The organism is Caulobacter sp. HMWF025, assembly GCF_003060965.1.
GTDB lineage: Bacteria > Pseudomonadota > Alphaproteobacteria > Caulobacterales > Caulobacteraceae > Caulobacter.
This window is the reverse complement of record NZ_QAII01000156.1, coordinates 28,678-49,197: the sequence shown is the minus strand read 5'-3', so window position 1 is coordinate 49,197 and position 20,520 is coordinate 28,678. Positions and strand designations below refer to the sequence as shown.

The following is a 20,520-nucleotide window of genomic DNA, read 5'->3' as shown; positions in this document are numbered from 1 at the left end:
ATGAGCCTCAACCCCGTTATCGCCAGGGTCACCGCCCGCATCATCGAGCGCAGCCGCGACAGCCGCGCCGCCTATCTGGCCCAGATGGATGAAGCGATCGCCAGCAATCCCGGCCGGGCCAAGCTGTCCTGCGCCAACTGGGCCCATGCCTTCGCGGCGTCGCCCGGTATCGACAAGGTCCGGGCCCTCGATCCGAACGCGCCCAATATCGGCATCGTGTCGGCCTATAACGACATGCTGTCGGCCCACCAGCCGCTGGAAGAGTATCCAGCGCTGATCAAGGTCGCCGCGCGCGAGGCGGGGGCTACGGCCCAGTTCGCCGGCGGCGTGCCGGCCATGTGCGACGGCGTTACCCAGGGGCGCCCCGGGATGGAGCTTTCGCTGTTCTCGCGCGATGTCATCGCCATGGCGACCGGCATTGCCCTGACCCATGACGCCTTCGATAGCGCCCTCTATCTGGGGGTCTGCGACAAGATCGTGCCGGGTCTGGTGATCGGGGCCCTGACCTTCAGCCACCTGCCGGCCCTGTTCGTGCCTGCCGGTCCGATGACCTCGGGCCTGCCCAATTCGGAGAAGGCCCGCATCCGCGCGCTCTATGCCGAGGGCAAGGTCGGTCGCGAGGAACTGCTGGCTGCCGAGAGCGCCAGCTATCACGGCCCTGGCACCTGCACCTTCTATGGCACGGCCAATACGAACCAGATGCTGATGGAGCTGATGGGCTTCCATCTGCCGGGTTCGGCCTTCGTGCATCCCAACACGCCGCTGCGCGAGGCCCTGGTCAAGGAAGCGGCGCGCCGCGCCGCCGCCGTCACGGCGAAGGGCAACGAGTACATCCCCGTTGGCCGGATGATCGACGAGAAGTCGGTCGTCAACGGCGTGGTCGGCCTGATGGCGACCGGCGGCTCGACCAACCTGGCGCTGCACCTGATCGCCATGGCCCATGCGGCTGGAATCATCCTGACCGTCGAGGATCTCGACGAGATCTCGCGGGCGACGCCGCTGCTGGCCCGGGTCTACCCGAACGGCTCGGCCGACGTGAACCACTTCCAGGCGGCCGGCGGCATGGCCTTCGTGATCCGTGAACTGCTCAAGGCAGGCCTGGCGCACGAGGACGTCCTGACCATCGCGGGTCCGGGCCTGTCGCGCTATGCCCAGGAGCCCTACCTGGAAGACGGCGAACTGAAGTGGCGCGAGGGGGCGGTCGAAAGCCTCGATACCGCCATTGTCCGTCCGGTCTCTGATGCGTTCAGCCCGGAGGGCGGCCTGCGCCTGCTCAGCGGCAATCTTGGTCGGGGCGTTATGAAGATCTCGGCCGTGAAGCCCGAGCATCACACCATCACCGCGCCGGCTGCCGTCTACCAGGAGCAGGAAGACTTCATCGCCGCCTTCAAGCGTGGCGAACTCGACCGTGACGTCGTGGTCGTCATGCGCTTCCAGGGACCGGCGGCCAATGGCATGCCCGAACTGCACAATCTCTCGCCGTCGATCTCGGTCCTGCTCGACCGGGGCTACAAGGTCGCCCTGGTGACTGATGGCCGGATGTCGGGGGCCTCTGGCAAGACCCCGGCGGCCATCCACGTCACGCCGGAAGCCGCCAAGGGCGGGCTGCTGGCCTATGTCCAGGACGGCGACGTGATCACCGTCGATGCCGCCAATGGCGAACTGAAAATCCTGGTGGACGAGGCGAGCTTGCGCGCCCGGACGCCAGCGAACGTCCCGGCGTCCAAGCCGGGCTTTGGCAGGGAACTCTTCGGCTGGATGCGGACGGGGGTCGGCGCAGCCGATGCCGGCGCTTCCGTGCTGTTTGACTGAGGAAGCGGATGCATATGAACGGCTTGAAGGACGGCGGGCTTGGCCTGGTCGGTGACATCGGTGGGACCAATGCGCGGTTCGCGCTGGTGGAGTTCGACGGCCCGGATCCGCGCCTGATCGAGCCCACCGCCTATAAGGGCGGGGACTACGGCACGGCCGAGGAGGCGATCGAGCACTACCTCGCCAAGGTCGGGGTCAAGCACCCGGACCAGGCGGTTGTGGCTGTGGCCGGTCCGATCGAGCACGGCACCGTCCACATGACCAATCTGGACTGGAGGATTTCCGAGGACAGCCTGCGTCGCGCGGGCGGCTTCCGTCAGGCAACCCTGATCAACGACTTCACCGCCCAGGCCCTGGCTGCGCCGCGTCTGTCGCCGAAGGATCTCCGCCAGATTGGCCCGCTTCCGACCTCGGGTGAGGGGGATCTGGCGATCCTCGGCCCGGGCACCGGGTTCGGGGTCGCCGGCATGGCACGCCGCCATGGGGTCGATACCCCGCTGACGACGGAAGGCGGCCACATCGCCTTTGCCCCGACCGACGAGGTCGAGATCGAGATCCTGCGTCTTCTGGCCAAGAAGTTTGGCCGCGTTTCAGTGGAGCGCATTCTTTCGGGCCCCGGTATGGAAGACCTGCATGTGGCCCTCGGCGATGCCGAAGGCCGTGACGTCGAGCCGCTGTCGGCCAAGCAGATCACCGAGCGGGCGCTGGAAGGTTGCATCGACTGCGCGGCCACGGTCGAGCGCTTCGCCGCGATCCTGGGGTCGACGGCCGGGGATATCGCCCTGGCGCTCGGAGCCCGGGGTGGCGTGTTCATTGCCGGCGGGATCGGCCCCCGGATCATTGAGCAGCTTGAACACGGTCCGTTCCGGGCCCGCTTTGAGGCCAAGGGTCGTTTCGTTGACTACATGAAGGCGATCCCGACCCACGTGATCCTTCACCCGCACACCGCCCTCATCGGCGCTGCGGTGGCGATGACGCCGGAAGGTCGCGCCTCGATTTCCTGACGCGATCCCGGTGCCTTAAGCGCTTGCAGGGAGTGGCCATGACAAGGCTGTCATGGCTTATTGCCTGACAAGCCGGACGAATCGGCACTGCGAGGGGCGGACTTGAGCTCGAAGATCACGATCCACGACGTCGCCCGCCTGTCGGGCGTCTCGATCAAGACCGTCTCGAGGGTCTTGAACCGCGAGCCCAACGTCAAGGCTGACACCCGAGACCGGGTCCAGGCCGCAGTCGCCACCCTGAACTACCGGCCCAACATCTCGGCCCGCAGCCTTGCGGGCTCGAAGGCCTATCTGATCGGCGTCTTCTTCGACAACCCCAGCCCCGGCTACATCACCGACGTCCAGCTTGGCGCGATCGCGCGCTGCCGGGAGGAGGGGTATCACCTGATCGTCGAGCCCCTCGACTCCACGGCCGACGACGTTGAGGCGCAGGTCGCGCCGATGCTGGCCAATCTGCGGATGGACGGGGTGATCCTCACCGCCCCGGTCTGCGACAACGCGATCGTCATGGACGCCCTCGAACGCGAGGACATCCCTTTTGTGCGGATCTCGCCGGGCTCGGATCTCGACCGCTCGGCGCGGGTCGGCATGGACGACCGGCTTGCGGCCTATGAGATGACCCGTCACCTCATAGATCTTGGCCATAAGGATATCGGCTTCATCCTCGGACACCCGGATCACGGGGCGACCCATCTGCGGCGGCAGGGCTTTGTCGATGCCATGGGCGATGCCGGCCTGCCGGTACGTCCTGAGCGAATGGAGCAGGGGTACTTCTCATTCCGTTCCGGTTTTGAAGCCGCTGAGCGTCTGCTCAGCGACGAGGACCGACCCACGGCGGTCTTTGCCAGCAACGACGACATGGCCCTTGGCGTCATGGCCGTTGCCAACCGTCTGCGCCTGAACGTGCCGGAAACCCTTTCTGTGGCCGGCTTCGACGACACACCGGGCGCCAAGGTGACCTGGCCGCAACTGACGACGGTCCGCCAGCCGATCGCCGCCATGGCGGGGGCGGCGGCCGACATGCTGCTGACAGGCGTCACCTGGGACGAGGGCGCGCGACCGCCCTCACGCCTGCTGGATTTTGAACTGGTGGTCCGGGAGTCCACGGGCCCCAGCCCCAGACTGGGTCTGACGAACGGCTAGTCAGACAAGATTGTAGTTGACAGCGCTGTCTGACTACGTTGTCATTCCACTGAACAATGATGGTCACACCAAAGGTGTGGCTGCAGGAGGAAGCGCCATTTCCCGATCCCCATCCCGGGATCGCGAGGGCTGTTTGTCCGGCGCAAGGGCCGGCCTTCTGCACATCTGAAGTCGCCTGTCCTGTGCGCTGCAGCGCGTGCGGGTCGTCACGTCCTTGGCTTGCGGTCGGCCTCTGGCCGCCCGTCCTTTTCTACGGGAAACACCATGCTCGCTCGCCGTCGTCTCGTCTCCGCATCGGTCCTGGCCCTGTTCGTGGCCGGGGGGCTGAGCGCCACTGCTGCTGCCCAGGCGCCGTCCGGCGTGGCCCATCCGGAGTTGTGGCCCAAGGCAGCCAGCCCCGCTTCCATCACGGATGCCAAAACCGAAGCCTTTATCACTGACCTGATGGCCAGGATGAGCCTGGAGGAGAAGGTCGGACAAACCATCATGGCCGACGGCTCGGCCATCGCGCCGGAAGATCTGAAAAAATACCCGCTCGGATCCGTCGAGGCCGGCGGCAATACCGCGCCGGACGGCAATGACCGCGCGACGGCCGCGCGCTGGGTGGAGTGGATCAAGTCCTATCGCGCCGTGGCCCTCGAAAAGCGCGAAGGCCAGAATGCCATCCCGATCATTTTCGGCATCGACGCCGTGCATGGGCACAACAACGTCGTCGGGGCGACGGTTTTCCCGCACAACATTGGCCTGGGAGCAGCGCGTGATCCGGACCTGATCCGTCGGATCGGTGAGGTCACGGCGACGGAAGTCGCGGCCACCGGCGCAGACTGGACTTTCGGCCCGACCCTGGCCGTGCCCCGCGACGAGCGCTGGGGGCGGACCTATGAAGGCTATGCCGAGGATCCGGAGATCGCAAAGCTCTATGCAGGTCCGATGACGCTCGGACTGCAGGGCGTTCTCAAGGCTGGGCAACCGCTGGCCTCAAACCACGTGGTGGGCTCGGCCAAGCACTTCCTGGCAGACGGTGGCACCGACGGTGGCAAGGACCAGGGGGATGCCCTGGTCTCCGAGCAGGATCTGATCCGTCTGCATGCCCAGGGCTATCCGCCCGCCGTCGAGGCCGGCATCCTGACGGTGATGGTCTCGTTCTCGAGCTGGAACGGCGTCAAGCACACGGGCAACAAGAGCCTGCAGACCGACGTGCTCAAGGGCCGGCTCGGCTTTGAAGGCTTTATTGTGGGCGACTGGAACGCCCACGGCCAGGTCGAGGGCTGTACCAACACCAATTGCCCGCAGGCCTGGAACGCCGGCATGGACATGGTCATGGGCCCGGACAGCTGGAAGGGTCTGTTCGAAAACACTCTGGCCCAGGTCAAGGACGGGACCATCCCGATGGCCCGCCTGGACGACGCCGTGCGCCGGGTCCTGCGGGTCAAGGTCAAGGCCGGGCTGTTCGACGCCAAACGCCCGCTGGAAGGCCGGTTCGACCTTCTCGGCGCACCGGCCCATCGGGCAGTTGCTCGCGAGGCGGTCCGCAAGTCGCTCGTTCTGCTCAAGAACCAGGGCGTGCTGCCGATCAAGAGTTCGGCCCGGGTCCTGGTGACCGGTGACGGGGCAGACAATATCGGCAAGCAGGCCGGCGGCTGGACCCTGACCTGGCAAGGGACTGGGAACAAGAACAGCGACTTCCCGAACGGGCAGTCGATCTATGGCGGCATCGCCGATGCCCTGAAAGCCGGAGGCGGATCGGCGGAGGTTTCGACGGATGGCAGCTTCAAGCAGAAGCCGGACGTCGCCGTGGTCGTCTTCGGCGAGAACCCCTATGCCGAGTTCCAGGGAGACCTGACCCATCTCGAGTACCAGCCCGGCAACAAGACCGACCTGGCGCTGATGAAGACGCTGAAGGCCCAGGGGATCCCGGTGGTTGCGGTGTTCCTGAGCGGCCGGCCGATGTGGGCCAATCCCGAGATCAACGCCGCTGACGCCTTTGTGGCCGCCTGGCTGCCGGGCAGCGAGGGCGGCGGCGTGGCCGATGTCCTGGTCGGCGACAAGGCCGGCAAGGCCCGTCACGACTTCTCCGGCAAGCTGTCCTTTTCCTGGCCCAAGCGCGCCAATCAGGTGCCGCTCAATCGCGGCGATGCGGGCTATGACCCCCAGTTCGCCTATGGCTACGGGCTGAGCTACGCCAAGCCGGTGAAGATGGGGCCCCTGTCCGAGGATGCGGGCATGGTTTCGGCCGCCGTCAATGTCGATCGCTACTTCGTGGCGGGACGTGCGCCGCCGCCCTGGACCCTCAATGTGGCCGGAGCGCTGTCGGTGAAGGCCATCGACGCGGGGGCCCAGGAGAATGCCCGACTCGCCGACTGGAGCGGGCAGGGCAACGGGGCGCTGATCATTCTGGGCCAGCCGGTCGACCTGTCGCGCCAGACGACGGGCGACATGGCGGTGATGCTGCGCTACCGCGTTGACGTTGCGCCAACCGGACCGGTTTCGATGGCGATCGGCTGTGGCGAATCCTGCAATGTCGGACTAGACGTAACGTCAACGTTCTCCAGCGCGAAAATCGGCGAATGGCGTACAGCCAAGATCAAATTGTCCTGCTTCAAGGCCAAGGGTGCCGATATGGCGCACGTTTCGTCCCCGTTCGCCCTGTCGACGTCCGGACGCTTCGCCATGGCCTTCACCGAGATCAGCCTGGCCTCCAACGAGGGCGACGCCGTCTGCCCCGCCAACTGACCCTGTCTCTCACAAAAGGAGCGGCCGCATGATCCGCGCGCGTCGTTCCCGCATCGTGGCCACCATCGGCCCGGCGTCGAGTTCTCCGGAAATGATCGTCACCCTGGCCAAGGCCGGGGCTGACGTCTTCCGGCTGAATTTCAGCCACGGTGCCCATGAAACCCATGCGGCGGTCTATGCCGCGATCCGGGCGGCCGAGCCGATCGTCGGCCGACCGCTGGGCATCCTGGCCGATCTTCAGGGCCCCAAGCTTCGGGTCGGCAAGTTTGCGGACGGTCCGGTGGTGCTGAAGGCCGGTCAGGCCTTCCGCTTCGACTCCGATCCGACGCCGGGCGACGTCACCCGCGTGCACCTGCCGCATCCGGAAATCCTTACCGCCATGCGGCCGGGCGCGACCCTGCTGCTGGATGACGGCAAGCTGCGCATGACCGTGACCGACGCCGGGCCGGGCTATGCCAACACGACCGTGGTCAACGGCGGCAAGCTGTCGGAACGCAAGGGCGTGGCGGTACCGGATGTCGTGATCCCGATGTCACCCCTGACCCCGAAGGACCGCGAGGACCTCGCCTTTGCCCTGCGTCTCGGCGTGGACTGGGTCGCGCTGTCGTTCGTCCAGGCGCCTGAGGACATGGCCGAGCTTCGCCGCATCGTCGAAGGGCGTGCGGCGGTCCTGGCCAAGATCGAGAAGCCCCAGGCCCTGCAGTGCCTCGGCGCAATCATGGACCTGTGCGACGGCGTCATGGTGGCCCGCGGCGACCTCGGCGTGGAAATGGCTCCGGAAGAGGTTCCGGTGGCCCAGAAGGTCATCCTGCGGGCGGCGCGCGAACGCGGCATTCCGGTGATCGTCGCCACCCAGATGCTGGAGTCGATGACCAGTTCGCCGACCCCGACCCGGGCCGAGGCGTCGGACGTCGCCAATGCGGTCTATGAGGGCGCTGACGCAGTGATGCTGTCAGCCGAGAGCGCGGCGGGCGACTATCCCGAAGAGGCGGTCTCGATGATGAACCGTATCATCGAGCGGGTGGAGCGCGATCCGCGCTGGCCTGAGCTGATGCAGGCCGAACAGCCGCATGTCGACGAGGACGCCGACGTTCTGGTGGTCGCGGCCGCCGGTGCGGCCAAGGCCGGCTCGACCAAGTGCCTGGTGGCTTTCACGACGACCGGGGCCACGGCCCGCCGTCTGGCCCGCGAGCGGCCGCTGCAGCCGGTTCTGGCGCTGTCGCCCCTGATCGACGCCGTGCGGCGCATGACCCTGGTCTGGGGGATCGAGCCCCGGGTCAGCACCCAGCCCGACAGCCTTGAAGTGGTCACCACCGATGCCGCGAGCAAGGCCCTGGAACTGGGTCTTCTGGCTCCGGGTGAGCGGCTGCTGATTGTCGCCGGGACGCCGTTCGGGGCTCCAGGCGCGGCCAATCTGCTGCGTCTGGCCCATGCGCCCATGCCGGTCCGTCGCCGTTAGGCACCTGGCGTTTTCGAGGGGTTTCCCGCCGGAAGACGCGGCATGGGGGCCCCTTGCAGTGACGGGGATCACCGAAGGGGCCGTGAGCGCGACAGGCGGTGTCAGCGCTGCAGGCCAGGGTACCGGGGGTGGGCCCGGGCCTGCTCCCATGGGCGTCGACCCAGGCCGTTGTGGGGTGGCCTGGGTGGAACCTCAGCGCGGTCGGGCGAAGGCCGAAGACATCCAGCCCCGGATGCCGTTGTCGTCATCGACTTCCATCCAGACGCCGTTTCGCGCGCCCGTGGGGTAGACGTTGGCCCCGGCCCGAAGCGAGCCGAGGACGGCAGCCGATGGTGCCGCTGCCGCGCGAAGGGGTAGGTCCTGGGTCGTGACCAGGGCGGCCGGCGCGACCGCCGCGGCCGGCGTCGAGGTCAGGGCGACGGCCATGGGCAAGGTGGCGCTCTGAGCGCCGCAGTTGCGGCCCTGATAGAGCCCGGCCATCACCGCCCGACGCTGCTGAGCGACCTGGATGGATTGAGCCCCTTGCTCGGCCTTGGCGGCAGCGGAGGCCTTGGCAGCCTGGGCGGCCATGCCCGCAAACCGGCCAAGGCCGGGCATCTTGGTCAGGGCACCGCTGCGAAGGGCGGCTTCCATACCCAGGGCCATACCGGTATCAGCGACCTTGGCTGTGCCATTTGCGTTGGCAATCTCGGTATTGGCGAGGCCCATGGCCTGATCCATGCGGGCCATTTCGGCGAGGATCTGTTCGCAACTCATGGCCGCTTCAGGTCCTGGACCCGGAAGCCCGTACTGCGCCTGGACGGGTGAAGACAGGGCAAGGACTGCGGCCGTTGAAAGGGCCAGAACAGGGCCCAATCGGGCTCCTTGTGTTGCAATCCTGATGTTGGTCACGCGCATATCGTCCCCCCGGGGAATTCGGCCGGTCCGGCGGAACAGTTCCGCGTCGGCCCCAGGCTCGCCATACCGAACAACGATATGTGGAGCCTGGCGGGGGTGCCCATCCCCCGTTCAGGGGGGATGGGCCCGAGGTTTAGAAGCCCTGCAGACGGGCGTAGCGGTCACGGTGGAAAGAGGCCCCGCCGAACAGGGCCTCCGTCACGCGCGCGCGTTTCATGTAGAGGCCGGAGTCATGAGCGTCGGTCATGCCGATCCCGCCGTGCATCTGGACCATTTCGTTTGAGGCGAGGTGCAGGACTTCGCAGGCCTTGGCCTTGGCCAGTGAGGCCAGCGCGCGGGCATCTCCACCGGCATCGAGGGTTTCGAGCGCGGCCTCGACGCACGAGCGGGTGGTTTCCATGTCGGTGAACCACTTGGCGGCCCGGTGCTGCAGCGCCTGGAAGGTGCCGATGACCTGGCCGAACTGGGTCCGGGTCTTCAGGTAGTCCAGGGTGATCTCGAAGGCGGCATTGGCGCTGCCCAGCATCTCCGCCGCCAGGCCGGCATAGGCCCGGTCGAGGGTGGGCTCCAGCACGGCCCAGCCCTTGTCGACTTCACCCAGCACGGCGGTCGCAGCGACCTGAACGTCCGTGAACGTGATCTTCGAGGCCCCGCGCGAGTCGATGAGCGACAGGTGGGTCCGCGTTACGCCGGGTGCGTCGCCGGGGACGAGGAACAGCGTGATGCCCGCCGTGTCGCCCGAGGTCCCGCTGGTCCGGGCCGCGACGATCAGCAGGTCGGCGGCATTGCCGTCCAGCACGAAGGTCTTGCTGCCGTTCAGGGTGAAGCCGTCGCCAGAGGCCGTGGCCGACAGGGCGATGCGGGCCGGTGCATGGTGAGCGTGCTCGTCTACGGCGAGGGTGGCGACGATCTCACCGGCGGCGATCCGGTCCAGCCAGGCGGTTTTCTGCTCGGCGGTACCGGCCAGGGTCAGGGCCGAGGCGCTGATCAGGGCCGTGGAGAGCAGGGGAGAGGCCACCAGGTTGCGACCGGCTTCTTCCAGCACCAGACCGAGGCCCAGATAGCCGAACGCCGAGCCGCCATGCTCTTCGGGCACGATCACCCCGGCCCAGCCCATCTGGCCCATCTCCGCCCAGGCGGCGGGATCAAAGCTCTGGCCCGACTTGCTGTCGCGCAGCTTGCGCAGGGCACCGACGGGGGCGCTGTCGGTGGTCCAGCCCTTGGCCGCATCGCGCAGCATGGTCTGTTCTTCGGTCAGTACGGCCATATCAGGCGTGCTCCCTCGATTGATGTTTGACGGCCCAGTCGAGGGCCTGTTCGAGACGGTCATTGCCCCAGAAGAGCTCGCCGTCGGCGGTGACAAAACTTGGCGCGCCGAACACGCCCTGGTCCCGCGCCTGGGCGACATGCTGCTTGAGGCGGGCCTTGACGGGATCGGAATTGGCGGCGGCCAGAACGTGTTCCGGACCAGCGCCGACGGACGCGATCAACGGGATCAGGACGGCAGGGTCGCTGATGTCCTGATCGTCGACGAAATTGGCCTGGTAGACCGCCTGGCTGAAAGCCGGCGTCCAGCCGTCATCCAGGCCGACGACGGCAATGCGCGCGGCGAGGAGACCGTTGCGCGGGAACTGGCTGGGGCGGCGAAGGGGCAGACCCTCGGCGCTGCAGACCCGCTCAAGGTCCCGCCACATGTAGGCTCCCTTGACCGGGAAACTGTTGAACGGACTGTCTGTCAGACCCTGCTGCTCGTGGAACAGCGGCCCGATCAGCAGAGGCCGCCAGTCGACGGCCACCCCGGCCTCGGCGGCCAGTCGCTCGATGCGCATGGCCGCCGGGTAGGAGTAGGTCGAGGCGAACTCGTACCAGAAGGTCAGCATCGTCTACTGGTGATCCAGCAGGCCGAGCACGCGCTTGGCCACGACGTTCAGGTTCACCTCGCTGGTGCCGCCCTCGATGGAGTTGCCCTTGGCGCGCAGCATGGCGCGCATGGCGTTCAGTTCGTCGCTGGTAAAGCCTTCGCCTTCCCAGCCCAGGCCCTGCAGGCCCAGGGCCTCGACCAGCAGCTCGGTGCGCTCCTGGTTCATCTTGGCGGCGGCATATTTGATGATCGACACGGCGGCGCTGGGGCCCTTGCCGGTCTTGGATTCAGCCTCGGCGCGGCGGACGGTCAGCATGAAGGCATGGGCGTCCATGCGGTGCGCGGTGATCCGGGCGCGAAGGTCGCCGTCGGCGATCCGGCCCTCGGCGTCAGTCCCGATCTCGGCCTTGGCGGCCTCGACGACGTCCAGGCCGCCACCGCCGCCAAAGCCGCTGGCGCTGATGTTCTGGCGCTCATACTGCAGCAGCCGCTTGGCGATGTCCCAGCCGCCGTTCAGCTTGCCGACCAGCTGTTCCTTGGGAACCTTCACATTGTCGAAGAAGGTTTCGCAGAAGGGCGAGGAGCCGCTGATCAGCTTGATTGGCCGGGCCTCGACGCCGGGCGTGGTCATGTCGAACAGCACGAACGAGATGCCCTCGTGCTTCTTGGTCGTATCAGTGCGGACGAGGCAGAAGATCCAGTCGGCCTGGTCAGCATAGCTGGTCCAGACCTTCTGGCCGTTGATCAGGTAGTGATCGCCCTTGTCCTCGCACTTGGTCTGCAGCGAAGCGAGGTCAGAGCCTGCACCCGGCTCGCTGTAGCCCTGGCACCAGCGGGTTTCGCCGCGCACGATCTCCGGCAGGAAGCGCTTCTTCTGTTCCTCGGTGGCATATTCCAGCAGCACCGGGCCCAGCATCCAGACCCCAAAGCTCATCAGGGCCGGACGGGCCTTCAGGCGGCGAAGCTCCTGCTCCAGCACCTTGGCCTGCTCCTTGGACAGACCGCCGCCGCCATATTCCTTGGGCCAGGTCGGGGCTGTCCAGCCCTTGGCACCCATCCGCTCCAGCCAGAGCTTGGCGTCAGGGTTCTTCCAGACCATCTTGCGGCCGCCCCACGGGGCCTCGTCCTCGCCCATCGGCGCGTTCAGCGACGGCGGATAGTTGGCTTCCAGCCAGGCGCGGGTTTCAGCGCGGAAAGCGTCGATTTCGGTCGCCCCGAAGTCGGCCATGCTTGTCTCTCCTTTGGGATCGTCATTCCCCGGCGCTTCGTGCACCGCTTCGGAAGCAGACTACGCCACCGGGCGCGGCGGGCAAGTCGATTCAAACATGTGTTTACCTCAAGTCAGGCGCGAGCCGGCGCGTTCTGGCGTATAGAAGCTCCTGCCGTGGGGTCCCGCAGGGGATTCGCCGATCCGGGATCTTGATGTCAGCGCCAGAATTCAGACCGGCGGCACTGGCGATGGCGCCGACGCTGTCGGCCATCCTCGCGGTTTCTGCCGGAGTCATGCTGCTCACCTCGGGGGCGACCCCGTCCGAGCCGACCCGGTTCGCCCTGCTTCTGGCCTTCGCGCCCGACCTGCTGATCGAAATCAGCCACTTCGTGTCGTCCATTCTCGGTCTTGTCCTGCTGCTGCTGGCCTTCGGTCTGCGCTCGCGACTGGACGGGGCCTGGTGGGCCGCGGTGATATCCCTGGGCGCGGCCGCCCTGCTGGCGATCTTCAAGGGTCTGAACTGGGAAGAGACCGCGCTGCTGACGGTCTGTTGCCTGCTGATCCTGCCGTTTCACGAGGCCTTTCCCCGCAAGGCGGCGCTGTTCCGGATGGAGATCACGCCGGGCTGGCTGCTCTCTGTCGCTGCCGCCCTCGGCGGCGCGGCCTTCTGTGGCTGGTGGATTTTCACCCACACCGAATATGCCGACAAGTCGTGGATGCGGCTCATGGGCGACCAGGACGCGGCGCGCGCCATCCGCTCGTCGGTGGCCGCGGCCATCCTGCTCCTGGCGATCGGGATCTGGCGACTGATTGCGACACCGGCCAAGCCGCCGGTCGTGGACGACACCGACCCGGACTTCGACCGGGTCCGCGCGATCCTGGCCAAGGCGGAAGATGCCGAGCCCGGCTCAAACCTCGCCCTGCTGGGTGACAAGCGCTTTCTGTTCTCGGCCTCGGGCGAGAGTTTCCTGATGTTCGGGGTTCGGCGGCGCTCGTGGATCGCACTTGGGCCACCGGTCGGACGCCAGGACGAGCGCATGGAGCTGTTCTGGCGGTTCCGGGAACTGGCTGATGCCCATGCTGCGCGGGCCGGTTTCTATGGCCTTGGGCCCGGGGATCTGCCTGACACTGTGGATCTTGGCCTGGCGATCCAGAAGACGGGAGAAAGTGCCGCGGTGCCTCTTGCGGCCTTCTCCCTGGTCGGTCGCCGGCGCGAGGTATTGCGTCGCAACTGGCGCAAGGCGGGCGAGGGCGGGGCAGAGTTCCAGGTCCTGCCGGCCGATCAGGTCGAAACGGTCATGGAGGAACTCAAGGCCATTTCCGAGTCGTGGCTGAGCCATCATGCCGGGGGCGAGAAGAGCTTTTCCATGGGCGGGTTCGAACCGCGTTATGTGGCCGAGTTCCCCGTTGCCCTGGTGCGCTTTGAAGGGCGCATCGTGGCGTTCGCAACCCTGTGGACCACGGCCCACAAGGCCGCCTTCTCCATGGACCTGATGCGCTATTCCGACGACGCGCCCAAGAATGTCATGGACTATCTCTTCGTCGAGCTCCTGCAATGGGGGCGCGAGGAAGGCTACCAGGCCTTCGAGTTCGGAATGGCCCCGCTTGCGGGACTGGAAGACCGGCCCCTGGCCCCGATCATGTCGCGCGTTGGGCGCCTGCTCTACGAGCGCGGCGAAGAGATCTACAATTTCCAGGGCGTCCGCCGGTACAAGGACAAGTATGATCCTGTCTGGCAGCCGCGCTATATTGCCGCGCCGCGCAAGTGGGCGATCCCGTTTCTTCTCGCCGACATCGGATTGCTGTCGTCCGGCGGCGTAAGTGGACTGACAAAGCGGCCCAAGAAGTCTGCGACCTAGTAACGCGGGCGGTTACCGGTCTCGAGGCCGAGCAGGTTCAGCAGATGCACCAGCAGCAGCATCATGCCCACCACACAGGCCATCATCAAAGGGCGCCATGGAACCATGCGCGGCCCCTTTAAAACGTTGGGCGGACGCGCGCCGCGCCAGCCACAGAACACGGCCAGCAGCAGCAGCACGACAAGGACGGTTACAGTGAAAGGCAGGTCCATCGGCGCTCCATGCCCTGCGACAATGCGCCTGGCAAATGATTAAGGCGTATTAACCCTCTTGCATTTTAACCAAGCTATTCATGGTTAAAGGTGCGTCCTGATTCTTCCACTTGTGAATCGTGCACCCACTAGATTTAGCGATTGGGTCGCGTTTACACCCTAGGAATCGGTGACTAGCGTTTGTCCCCAGGTACGGGGAGTCGATTCGTATGACGGCCGCAGCGCCATGGAGCGTTAAGGGGATTGATCCCAAGGCACGTGAGGTCGCAAAGGACCTCGCGCGTCGCTCCGGCATGACGTTGGGCGAGTGGCTCAACCGCATGATCATTGAGGGCGAAGGGCCGGGGGCTGAATTGTCCCTGTCGGACAGCCATGCGGGCGCAGGCCAGGACCGTGCCTCTCGACCCTATCTGCAGATCGCCAAGGACGATGAAACGCCCGCCCGGATCGAAGTCCCCGAGCATCCGGCGGACGAGGTCAGCCGCGTAGCGCTGGCCCTTGATCGCCTGACCGGCCGCATCGAGGCCGCCGAGAGCCGTTCTACCGCCGCGATATCGGGCATCGACCAGTCGGTCCGCGGCGTGCTCGGGCGTCTGGCCGAGTCCGAGCGTGAACAGGTCGCTGTCGCCGCCCGCTTCGAGGGGGCTGTTGACGAGATCAAGACCGAGCAGGCTCGCGCGTCCGAGCGCCTGCGCCGCATAGAGTCCGAGGCTGCCGGCCCGCGCTCAGCCGAAGCCATGAGGGCGCTGGAAGGCGCGCTCGGCAAGGTCGCCAACCATCTCTACGAGGGCGAGTCCCGGACCCGTGAGTCCATCGCCGCCCTGGAAGCCCGCTTGGATTCTCAGGGCGAGACCTCACCGGTCGTCGGTCAGATCGATCCCACGGCGGTGGTCGATGAAGTCGTTGCCCGCCTGGGCCAGCGGCTTGAAGCGGCCGAGTCGCGCACGGCCGAAGCCCTGAAGGATCTGGGGGCGTCATTTTCTGCCCTGGATGGCCGGCTTCGCGCCGTCGAGGGTACGGATGCCACCACCGGCGTACAGGAGCGGCTCGACCGGCTCGCCGGCGACCTGACGCAGCGGATGGAAGCCGCGCGGCTCGAAATGGCCGCCAAGCTCCGGGACAGTGCCGACGGTCGCTTTGATCGCATGGAGCGCAAGCTCGGTGAGATGTCGGCCCATGTTCAGGCCGCCGAGCAGCGCTCGGCCCAGGCCATCGAGCGCATGGGCCGTGAGGTCGTCGGCGTGGCCGATGCCTTCAATCGCCGGGTTCAGGCCGCTGAAAGCCGCAATGCCGCTGCGATCGAGCAGGTCGGCGGAGAAGTCGCGCGTATCGCCTCGACGGTGGAACACAAGCTCAACCGGGCAGACAGTGTTCAGGCGCAGGCGCTTGAGAAGCTCGGCGTTGAAATCGCCCGGATCACCGAGAAACTGGCCGAACGCATCGGCAATGCCGAGCGTCGCAATGCGCTGGCGATCGACGACGTTGGCGAACAGGTGGCGCGGGTCACCGACCGCCTGAACCAGCGCCACGAGCGTTCGTCTCAGGAACTGATCGACCGGATCCGCCTCAGCGAAGAGCGTACGCTCAAGCTTCTCGAAGAAGCCCGCGAGAAAATCGACAGCCGGCTGGGCGACGCCCAGCGCAAGCTGGCCGAGCAGGCCAGTGTGGCTGCGGCGGCCCCGCCGCCCGTGACCCACGCCCCGGCCTCCCCCTTCGACGAGGATCGCTATCCCTTCGGAGGCGAGCCTTCGGTGGACGAGGACGTCTTCGCGGCCCCGACCACTTCAGCGGCTGCGGCCCCGATGGCCTTCGACCCGCCGTCCTACAAGGCCCCGGCATTCGAGTCGTCGCCGTTTGCGGCCACTGAGCCTGCTCCGTCGCGGTTCGATGATGACGGCGGGTTTGAGCCTGCCGGCAGCTTTGAGGATGACCTGGTTGCGGCAGATCCCGAGCCGGAAGACTTCAGCGCTGAACCGTCAGAGACTTTCGGGGCCCGGTCCGAGTTTGAGAGCGCCCCAGGAGCCGGCGAGGCCCTGAACCGGCCGTTGTCGACCCGTGAGGTGATCGAACAGGCGCGAGCGGCTGCCCGTGCTGCGGCGACGACCGACAGCCGCAAGGACAAGGAAAAGGGCAGGCCGAAGCCCAAGGCCGAGGGCGCAGCGACGTCGCTGTTCTCGGGTTTTGGAGCCAAGGGAGCCAAGAAGGTCCGCCGTCGCTCCGGCTCTGCCCTGACGACGGCCCTTACCGTCGTCGCGGTCGCCGGGACGGTCGGGGCGGGTATTGGCCTGCTTCAACTCCAGCAGGGCGGTGCGGGCCAGACGCCCGAACGCGTCGCCATGGCCATTCAGGGGCGCAAGGCGGACGTCGAGATCAAGACCGCTGAGGTCGATCCCAACAGCCCGCCGCCACGTGTTGCCGTGGCCCTAGCACCCCAGCAGGTTGCTCCGTCGCAGGCAGCTGTTGAAGCGCCACCGCCACCGCCGCCTGCACCTCAGGAAGACGCTCAGGCGCTGTTTGAAGACGCTGTTCGCAAGATTGAGTCCCAGGACCGCAGCGGCGTCGAAATCATGCGCAAGGCGGCCAATCTTGGTCTGCCGCGCGCCCAGTTCTATCTCGGCAAGATGCACGAAGTCGGTAGTGGCGGCGTGAAGAAGAACCTCGCCGAAGCCAGGCGCTGGACGGAAAGAGCTGCCGTGGCCGGCGAGCCCCGGGCCATGCACAATATGGGTCTGTACGCCTTCAAGGGCGAAGGCGGCCCCAAGAATTCGACGGTGGCGGCCAGCTGGTTCCGCAAGGCCGCCGACATGGGCCTGCTCGACAGCCAGTTCAACCTCGCCCAGCTTTATGAGCAGGGGCTGGGCGTGAGCCAGAATCCGGCCGATGCCTACAAGTGGTATGTCATTGCCAGCCGGTCTGGCGATGCGACGGCCAAGGCGCGGGCGGCCAAGCTTCGGTCGCAACTGTCGGCTGAGGCCCAGCGCACGGCTGACCGTTCGGCCTATGCGTTCCGTCCCCAGACCGAGGCCCCGGTTGTCGCGTCCAACAGCGTGGCCGTGGTGTCGTCATCGACGGGTCTCGGAACGGCCCAGCGGGTTCTCTCCCAGCTGGGATACTATCAGGGACCGCGTGATGGCGTGGCGTCTCCGGCCCTGCGCATGGCGATTGCGGCGTATCAGCGGGATCAGGGGTTGCCGTCTTCCGGCGCTTTGGACGCGGCAACGCTGGACCGGCTTACGGTTTACATTCGTTGATCCTCCGTGGACGGCGACGCTCGTCTCGGTAATAGTCCCGCTCCGGGAAGGGGTGGTCGCTCCTGGCGGCCTTCCGGAGGAGTAGAGTCATGAGCGAGCCAGCAGTGGATCGTGTACCGGTCCCGCCGGCGGTCTGGGTTTTCGGTCTGTCGACCCTGATCCCCTTCTTCGTCGCCTCGGGCATCTTTTGTTATGGGCCGGTTGCGGCGCAGAGCGGTGCCCTGATGGCGCTATTGGCCTACTCGACCGCCATGGTCTCGTACTTCGGCGGCGTGCGAAGTGGTCTGGAAATCGAGAACAAGAACCCGCGCTGGCTGGTGCTGGGGATCTCGCTGGTTTTCCCGCTGGCCGGCTTCGGCCTTCTGCTCGGTGAGCTGCATTTTGAACCGGCCTGGCAGCTTTCGGGTTTCCTGCTGCTGTTCCTGCTGCAGTGGGTCTGGGATGTGACGGACCACGACGGCCCGGCCTGGCGGCCGCGCATGCGGACCCTGCTGACCTCCGGCGCGGCCATCTCGCTCGCCTTCTCCCTGGAGCAGGCCCTCAACATGTAAGGATCAGTCCGGACGCAGGGACCGACGTCCGATGGCGTGGACCTTCTGCTTTCCGAGGGCCGCCGCGAGCAGGGGGCCGGCAAACAGGCCACCAAAGGCCTGATCCAGCACATTCAGACCGCCCGTGAACGCGCCGAACGCCGGCAGGATCAGGCGGTCGCCGTCCGTAACAAAGCATCGACGCCGAACACTGCTGCGACCGCTGGAGACCCGTGCCGCCGGGTGCAGGTGGCCGGCCACCTCGCCGGGCTGGAGTCCGGCCCGGGGCTCATGGCGCAGAACCAGGCCCAGCACGGTCATTTCATCGATTACCTGGCCGGGCAGGACGCGGGGGCCCTCTTCGTCGTGATTGCCGACGGCCCAGACCAGATCGCGGCCACGGGCGAGACCTGCAAGGCGTGCCGCATCGTCCCCGGCCAGACGGGCTTCGCCCTGGGCGTCATGAAAACTGTCGCCTAGGAAAACAAGGCGCGCCGGCGAGAGGGCCGTGATCTCATGATCGAGCCGGTCGAGCGTCTCTCGTGTATCATAGGGCGGCAGCATCTGCCCAAAGCGCGCGGCATAGTGGCTGCCCTTCTCGAAATGGAGGTCGGCGACCACCAGCGTGTTCTCGAGCTCGATCCAGAGCGCCCCTGAGGTTCTCAGGACCACACTTGTGCCCGCCAGGTCGATACGCAGGCCGCCGCAAGCGCTGGACTCGAAGCGGGTCACGCCATGGCCTCGGCAATCAGGTCGCCTTCGGCCTCGGCCAGGATCATCTCGCCGGCGGCGTCGCCGGGTGCGCGCTCGCGGCCGATCTCCAGCATGATCGGCACCGCCAGCGGCGAGACGCGCTCCAGCGCCTTGTGCCGGATATGGCCCCGGATCCGGGCCAGCATCTCGCCCAGTCGGGCCACATCCAGCAGGCCACTCGCCGCATCGGCCCGGGCGCACCGCAGCAGCAGGTGGTCCGGCTGATGGCGCCGCAGGACGTCATAGATCAGGTCCGTCGAGAAGGTGACCTGACGGCCTGACTTTTCCTGCCCCGGATGGCGCCGCTCGATCAGGCCGGCGATCAGGGCACAGGCCTTGAAGCTGCGCTTCATCATGAAGCTCTCTTCCAGCCAGGCTTCCAGATCGTCGCCCAACATGTCCTGGTCGAACAGGGCATCCAGATCCAGCTGGTCCATCGGCTTCAGCGACCAGAGGCTGAGCGCATAGTCGTTGCAGACAAAGCCCAGCGGGCCGACGCCCAGCCGGTCGAGCCTGCGGGTCAGCAGCATGGCCAGGGTCGAATGGGCCAGCCGGCCCTCGAACGGATAGCAGACCAGGTAGAAGCGTTTGCCGCGCGGGAAGGTCTCGACCAGCATTTCGCCGGGCAAGGGCAGGGCCGAGCGCAGCTTCTGCCAGGCCAGCCATTCCTGGACGTCGCCGGGCAGGGCCAGCCATTCCTGTTCATCGTGGATCATCCGGCGCACGCGACTGGCCAGATAGGTCGAGAGCGGGAACTTGGACCCGCCCCAGCTGGGCATTTTGGGATCGCTGTCGGGGGCCGGGCTGACGAAGGCATCGGCACCCACGAGACTGTTGAACCGCCAGACCTGGCCGGCGAAGACGAAGGTGTCGCCGGGGGCCAGCTGCTCGAAATAGCCCTCTTCGGCCTCACCGATCTTGCGCCCTCCGCGCGCGCGATCAGCAAAAGTGGAAGCCGGTTTTGCGGCTGATTGCGCGCCACTCTTGGTAGGCGCGCCTCCTTGGCGCGACGGTCGTTTGCCGCCACCGATCCGGACATTGACGGTCGCCGGCGAGATGATCGCGCCGACGTTCATGCGGTGGCGCTGGACCGTCTGGGCGTTGCGCGCCCGCCAGAGGCCGTCGGCTCCCGGAACGATGCGCCGGAACTTGTCGTAGGATTTCAGGGCGTAGCCGCCGGTCGAAACGAAATCGACGACTCCCTCGAAATCCTCCCAGGACAGGGCCGAATAGGGTCCCGCAGCCCGGACCTCTTCATACAGGGCCAGAAGGTCGAAGGGCTCGGAACAGGCACAGCCCATGATGTGCTGGGCCAGGACATCGAGCGTCCCGGTCCGCTCTGGCTCGCCATCGAGATGGTTTTCAAGGATGGCGTCGGCCGCAGCCCGGCACTCCAGCATCTCGAAGCGGCTGGCGGGTACGAAGATGGCGCGGCTTGGCTCATCCAGACGGTGATTGGCGCGACCGATCCGCTGCACCATCCGCGAGGCACCCTTGGGCGCGGCCAGCTGGATCACCAGGTCGACGTCGCCCCAGTCGATGCCCATGTCCAGGGTCGAGGTACAGACCACGGCGCGCAGCTCGCCGCGGGCCATGGCCGCCTCGACCTTGCGGCGCTGCTCGGCCGCGAGGCTGCCATGGTGCAGGGCGATCGGGAGGTTGTCGTCATTCAGCTCCCAGAGCTTCTGGAAGGCGAATTCGGCCTGGAAGCGGGTGTTGACGAAGACCAGCGCCGTCCGGCTGGCCTTGATGATCCCGTAGACCTCTTCCATCGCGTGCTCGGCGGTGTGGCCGGC

Annotated in this window: 15 protein-coding genes; 8 read left to right on the top strand and 7 right to left on the bottom strand. The window is 66.7% G+C overall.

All coding sequences use genetic code 11. The annotated features are described in order from the left end of the window. The 5 genes from edd to pyk all read left to right on the top strand — a co-directional run bounded on the left by edd (position 1) and on the right by pyk (position 8,151). The gene (gene edd, locus DBR10_RS16890) at positions 1-1,812 is read left to right on the top strand and encodes a phosphogluconate dehydratase (RefSeq protein WP_108504400.1); all 1,812 of its coding nucleotides are present in this window, start codon (positions 1-3) and stop codon (positions 1,810-1,812) included. A gap of 14 nt (positions 1,813-1,826) precedes the next feature. After that, positions 1,827-2,816, top strand: a complete 990-nt coding sequence (gene glk / locus DBR10_RS16885) for a glucokinase (protein ID WP_108504401.1) — start codon at positions 1,827-1,829, stop codon at positions 2,814-2,816. 102 nt (positions 2,817-2,918) lie between these two features. Beyond that, positions 2,919-3,959 (top strand): LacI family DNA-binding transcriptional regulator, encoded by a 1,041-nt coding sequence (locus tag DBR10_RS16880; protein WP_108504402.1) that lies wholly within the window; start codon positions 2,919-2,921, stop codon positions 3,957-3,959. 264 nt (positions 3,960-4,223) lie between these two features. Beyond that, a complete protein-coding gene (locus DBR10_RS16875) occupies positions 4,224-6,692 on the top strand; it encodes a glycoside hydrolase family 3 protein (RefSeq protein ID WP_108504403.1) in 2,469 nt (822 codons plus the stop codon). Between the two features lie 28 nt (positions 6,693-6,720). Then, the gene (gene pyk, locus DBR10_RS16870; protein ID WP_108504404.1) at positions 6,721-8,151 is read left to right on the top strand and encodes a pyruvate kinase; all 1,431 of its coding nucleotides are present in this window, start codon (positions 6,721-6,723) and stop codon (positions 8,149-8,151) included. Positions 8,152-8,343: 192 nt separating this feature from the next. Here the strand turns inward: pyk and DBR10_RS16865 are convergent, their stop codons facing one another. From DBR10_RS16865 to DBR10_RS16850, 4 genes are all read right to left on the bottom strand, one after another. Continuing rightward, positions 8,344-8,907, bottom strand: coding sequence for an SH3 domain-containing protein (locus tag DBR10_RS16865; protein ID WP_158272195.1), 564 nt, complete (start codon positions 8,905-8,907; stop codon positions 8,344-8,346). 274 nt (positions 8,908-9,181) lie between these two features. Beyond that, on the bottom strand, positions 9,182-10,315 hold the full coding sequence (locus DBR10_RS16860) for an acyl-CoA dehydrogenase family protein (RefSeq protein ID WP_108504406.1): 1,134 nt from the start codon (positions 10,313-10,315) through the stop codon (positions 9,182-9,184). Position 10,316: 1 nt separating this feature from the next. Beyond that, positions 10,317-10,928, bottom strand: coding sequence for a 2-hydroxychromene-2-carboxylate isomerase (locus DBR10_RS16855; RefSeq protein ID WP_108504407.1), 612 nt, complete (start codon positions 10,926-10,928; stop codon positions 10,317-10,319). 3 nt (positions 10,929-10,931) lie between these two features. Further along, a complete protein-coding gene (locus tag DBR10_RS16850; protein ID WP_108504408.1) occupies positions 10,932-12,137 on the bottom strand; it encodes an acyl-CoA dehydrogenase family protein in 1,206 nt (401 codons plus the stop codon). 194 nt (positions 12,138-12,331) lie between these two features. On the opposite strand from DBR10_RS16850, the gene DBR10_RS16845 reads away from it, so the two are divergent. Then, positions 12,332-13,978, top strand: coding sequence for a phosphatidylglycerol lysyltransferase domain-containing protein (locus tag DBR10_RS16845; protein WP_108504409.1), 1,647 nt, complete (start codon positions 12,332-12,334; stop codon positions 13,976-13,978). Here DBR10_RS16845 and DBR10_RS16840 read toward each other — a convergent pair. After that, the gene (locus DBR10_RS16840; RefSeq protein WP_108490237.1) at positions 13,975-14,190 is read right to left on the bottom strand and encodes a hypothetical protein; all 216 of its coding nucleotides are present in this window, start codon (positions 14,188-14,190) and stop codon (positions 13,975-13,977) included. The two genes, DBR10_RS16845 and DBR10_RS16840, sit on opposite strands and share 4 nt — an antisense overlap. 209 nt (positions 14,191-14,399) lie before the next feature. Between DBR10_RS16840 and DBR10_RS16835 the strand changes: the two genes are divergently transcribed. Together DBR10_RS16835 and DBR10_RS16830 are read left to right on the top strand one after the other, a co-directional pair. Continuing rightward, a complete protein-coding gene (locus DBR10_RS16835; RefSeq protein WP_108556523.1) occupies positions 14,400-17,441 on the top strand; it encodes an SEL1-like repeat protein in 3,042 nt (1,013 codons plus the stop codon). Between the two features lie 89 nt (positions 17,442-17,530). Continuing rightward, positions 17,531-17,992 (top strand): DUF3429 domain-containing protein, encoded by a 462-nt coding sequence (locus DBR10_RS16830; protein WP_108504713.1) that lies wholly within the window; start codon positions 17,531-17,533, stop codon positions 17,990-17,992. 3 nt (positions 17,993-17,995) lie between these two features. On the opposite strand, the gene pdeM is transcribed toward DBR10_RS16830, so the two are convergent. Together pdeM and DBR10_RS16820 are read right to left on the bottom strand one after the other, a co-directional pair. Next, a complete protein-coding gene (gene pdeM / locus DBR10_RS16825; RefSeq protein WP_108490353.1) occupies positions 17,996-18,703 on the bottom strand; it encodes a ligase-associated DNA damage response endonuclease PdeM in 708 nt (235 codons plus the stop codon). After that, positions 18,700-20,520, bottom strand: a 1,821-nt coding sequence (locus tag DBR10_RS16820; protein WP_233243460.1) for a helicase-related protein, incomplete at its 5' end; no start/stop codon positions are given. The genes DBR10_RS16820 and pdeM, both read right to left, overlap by 4 nt.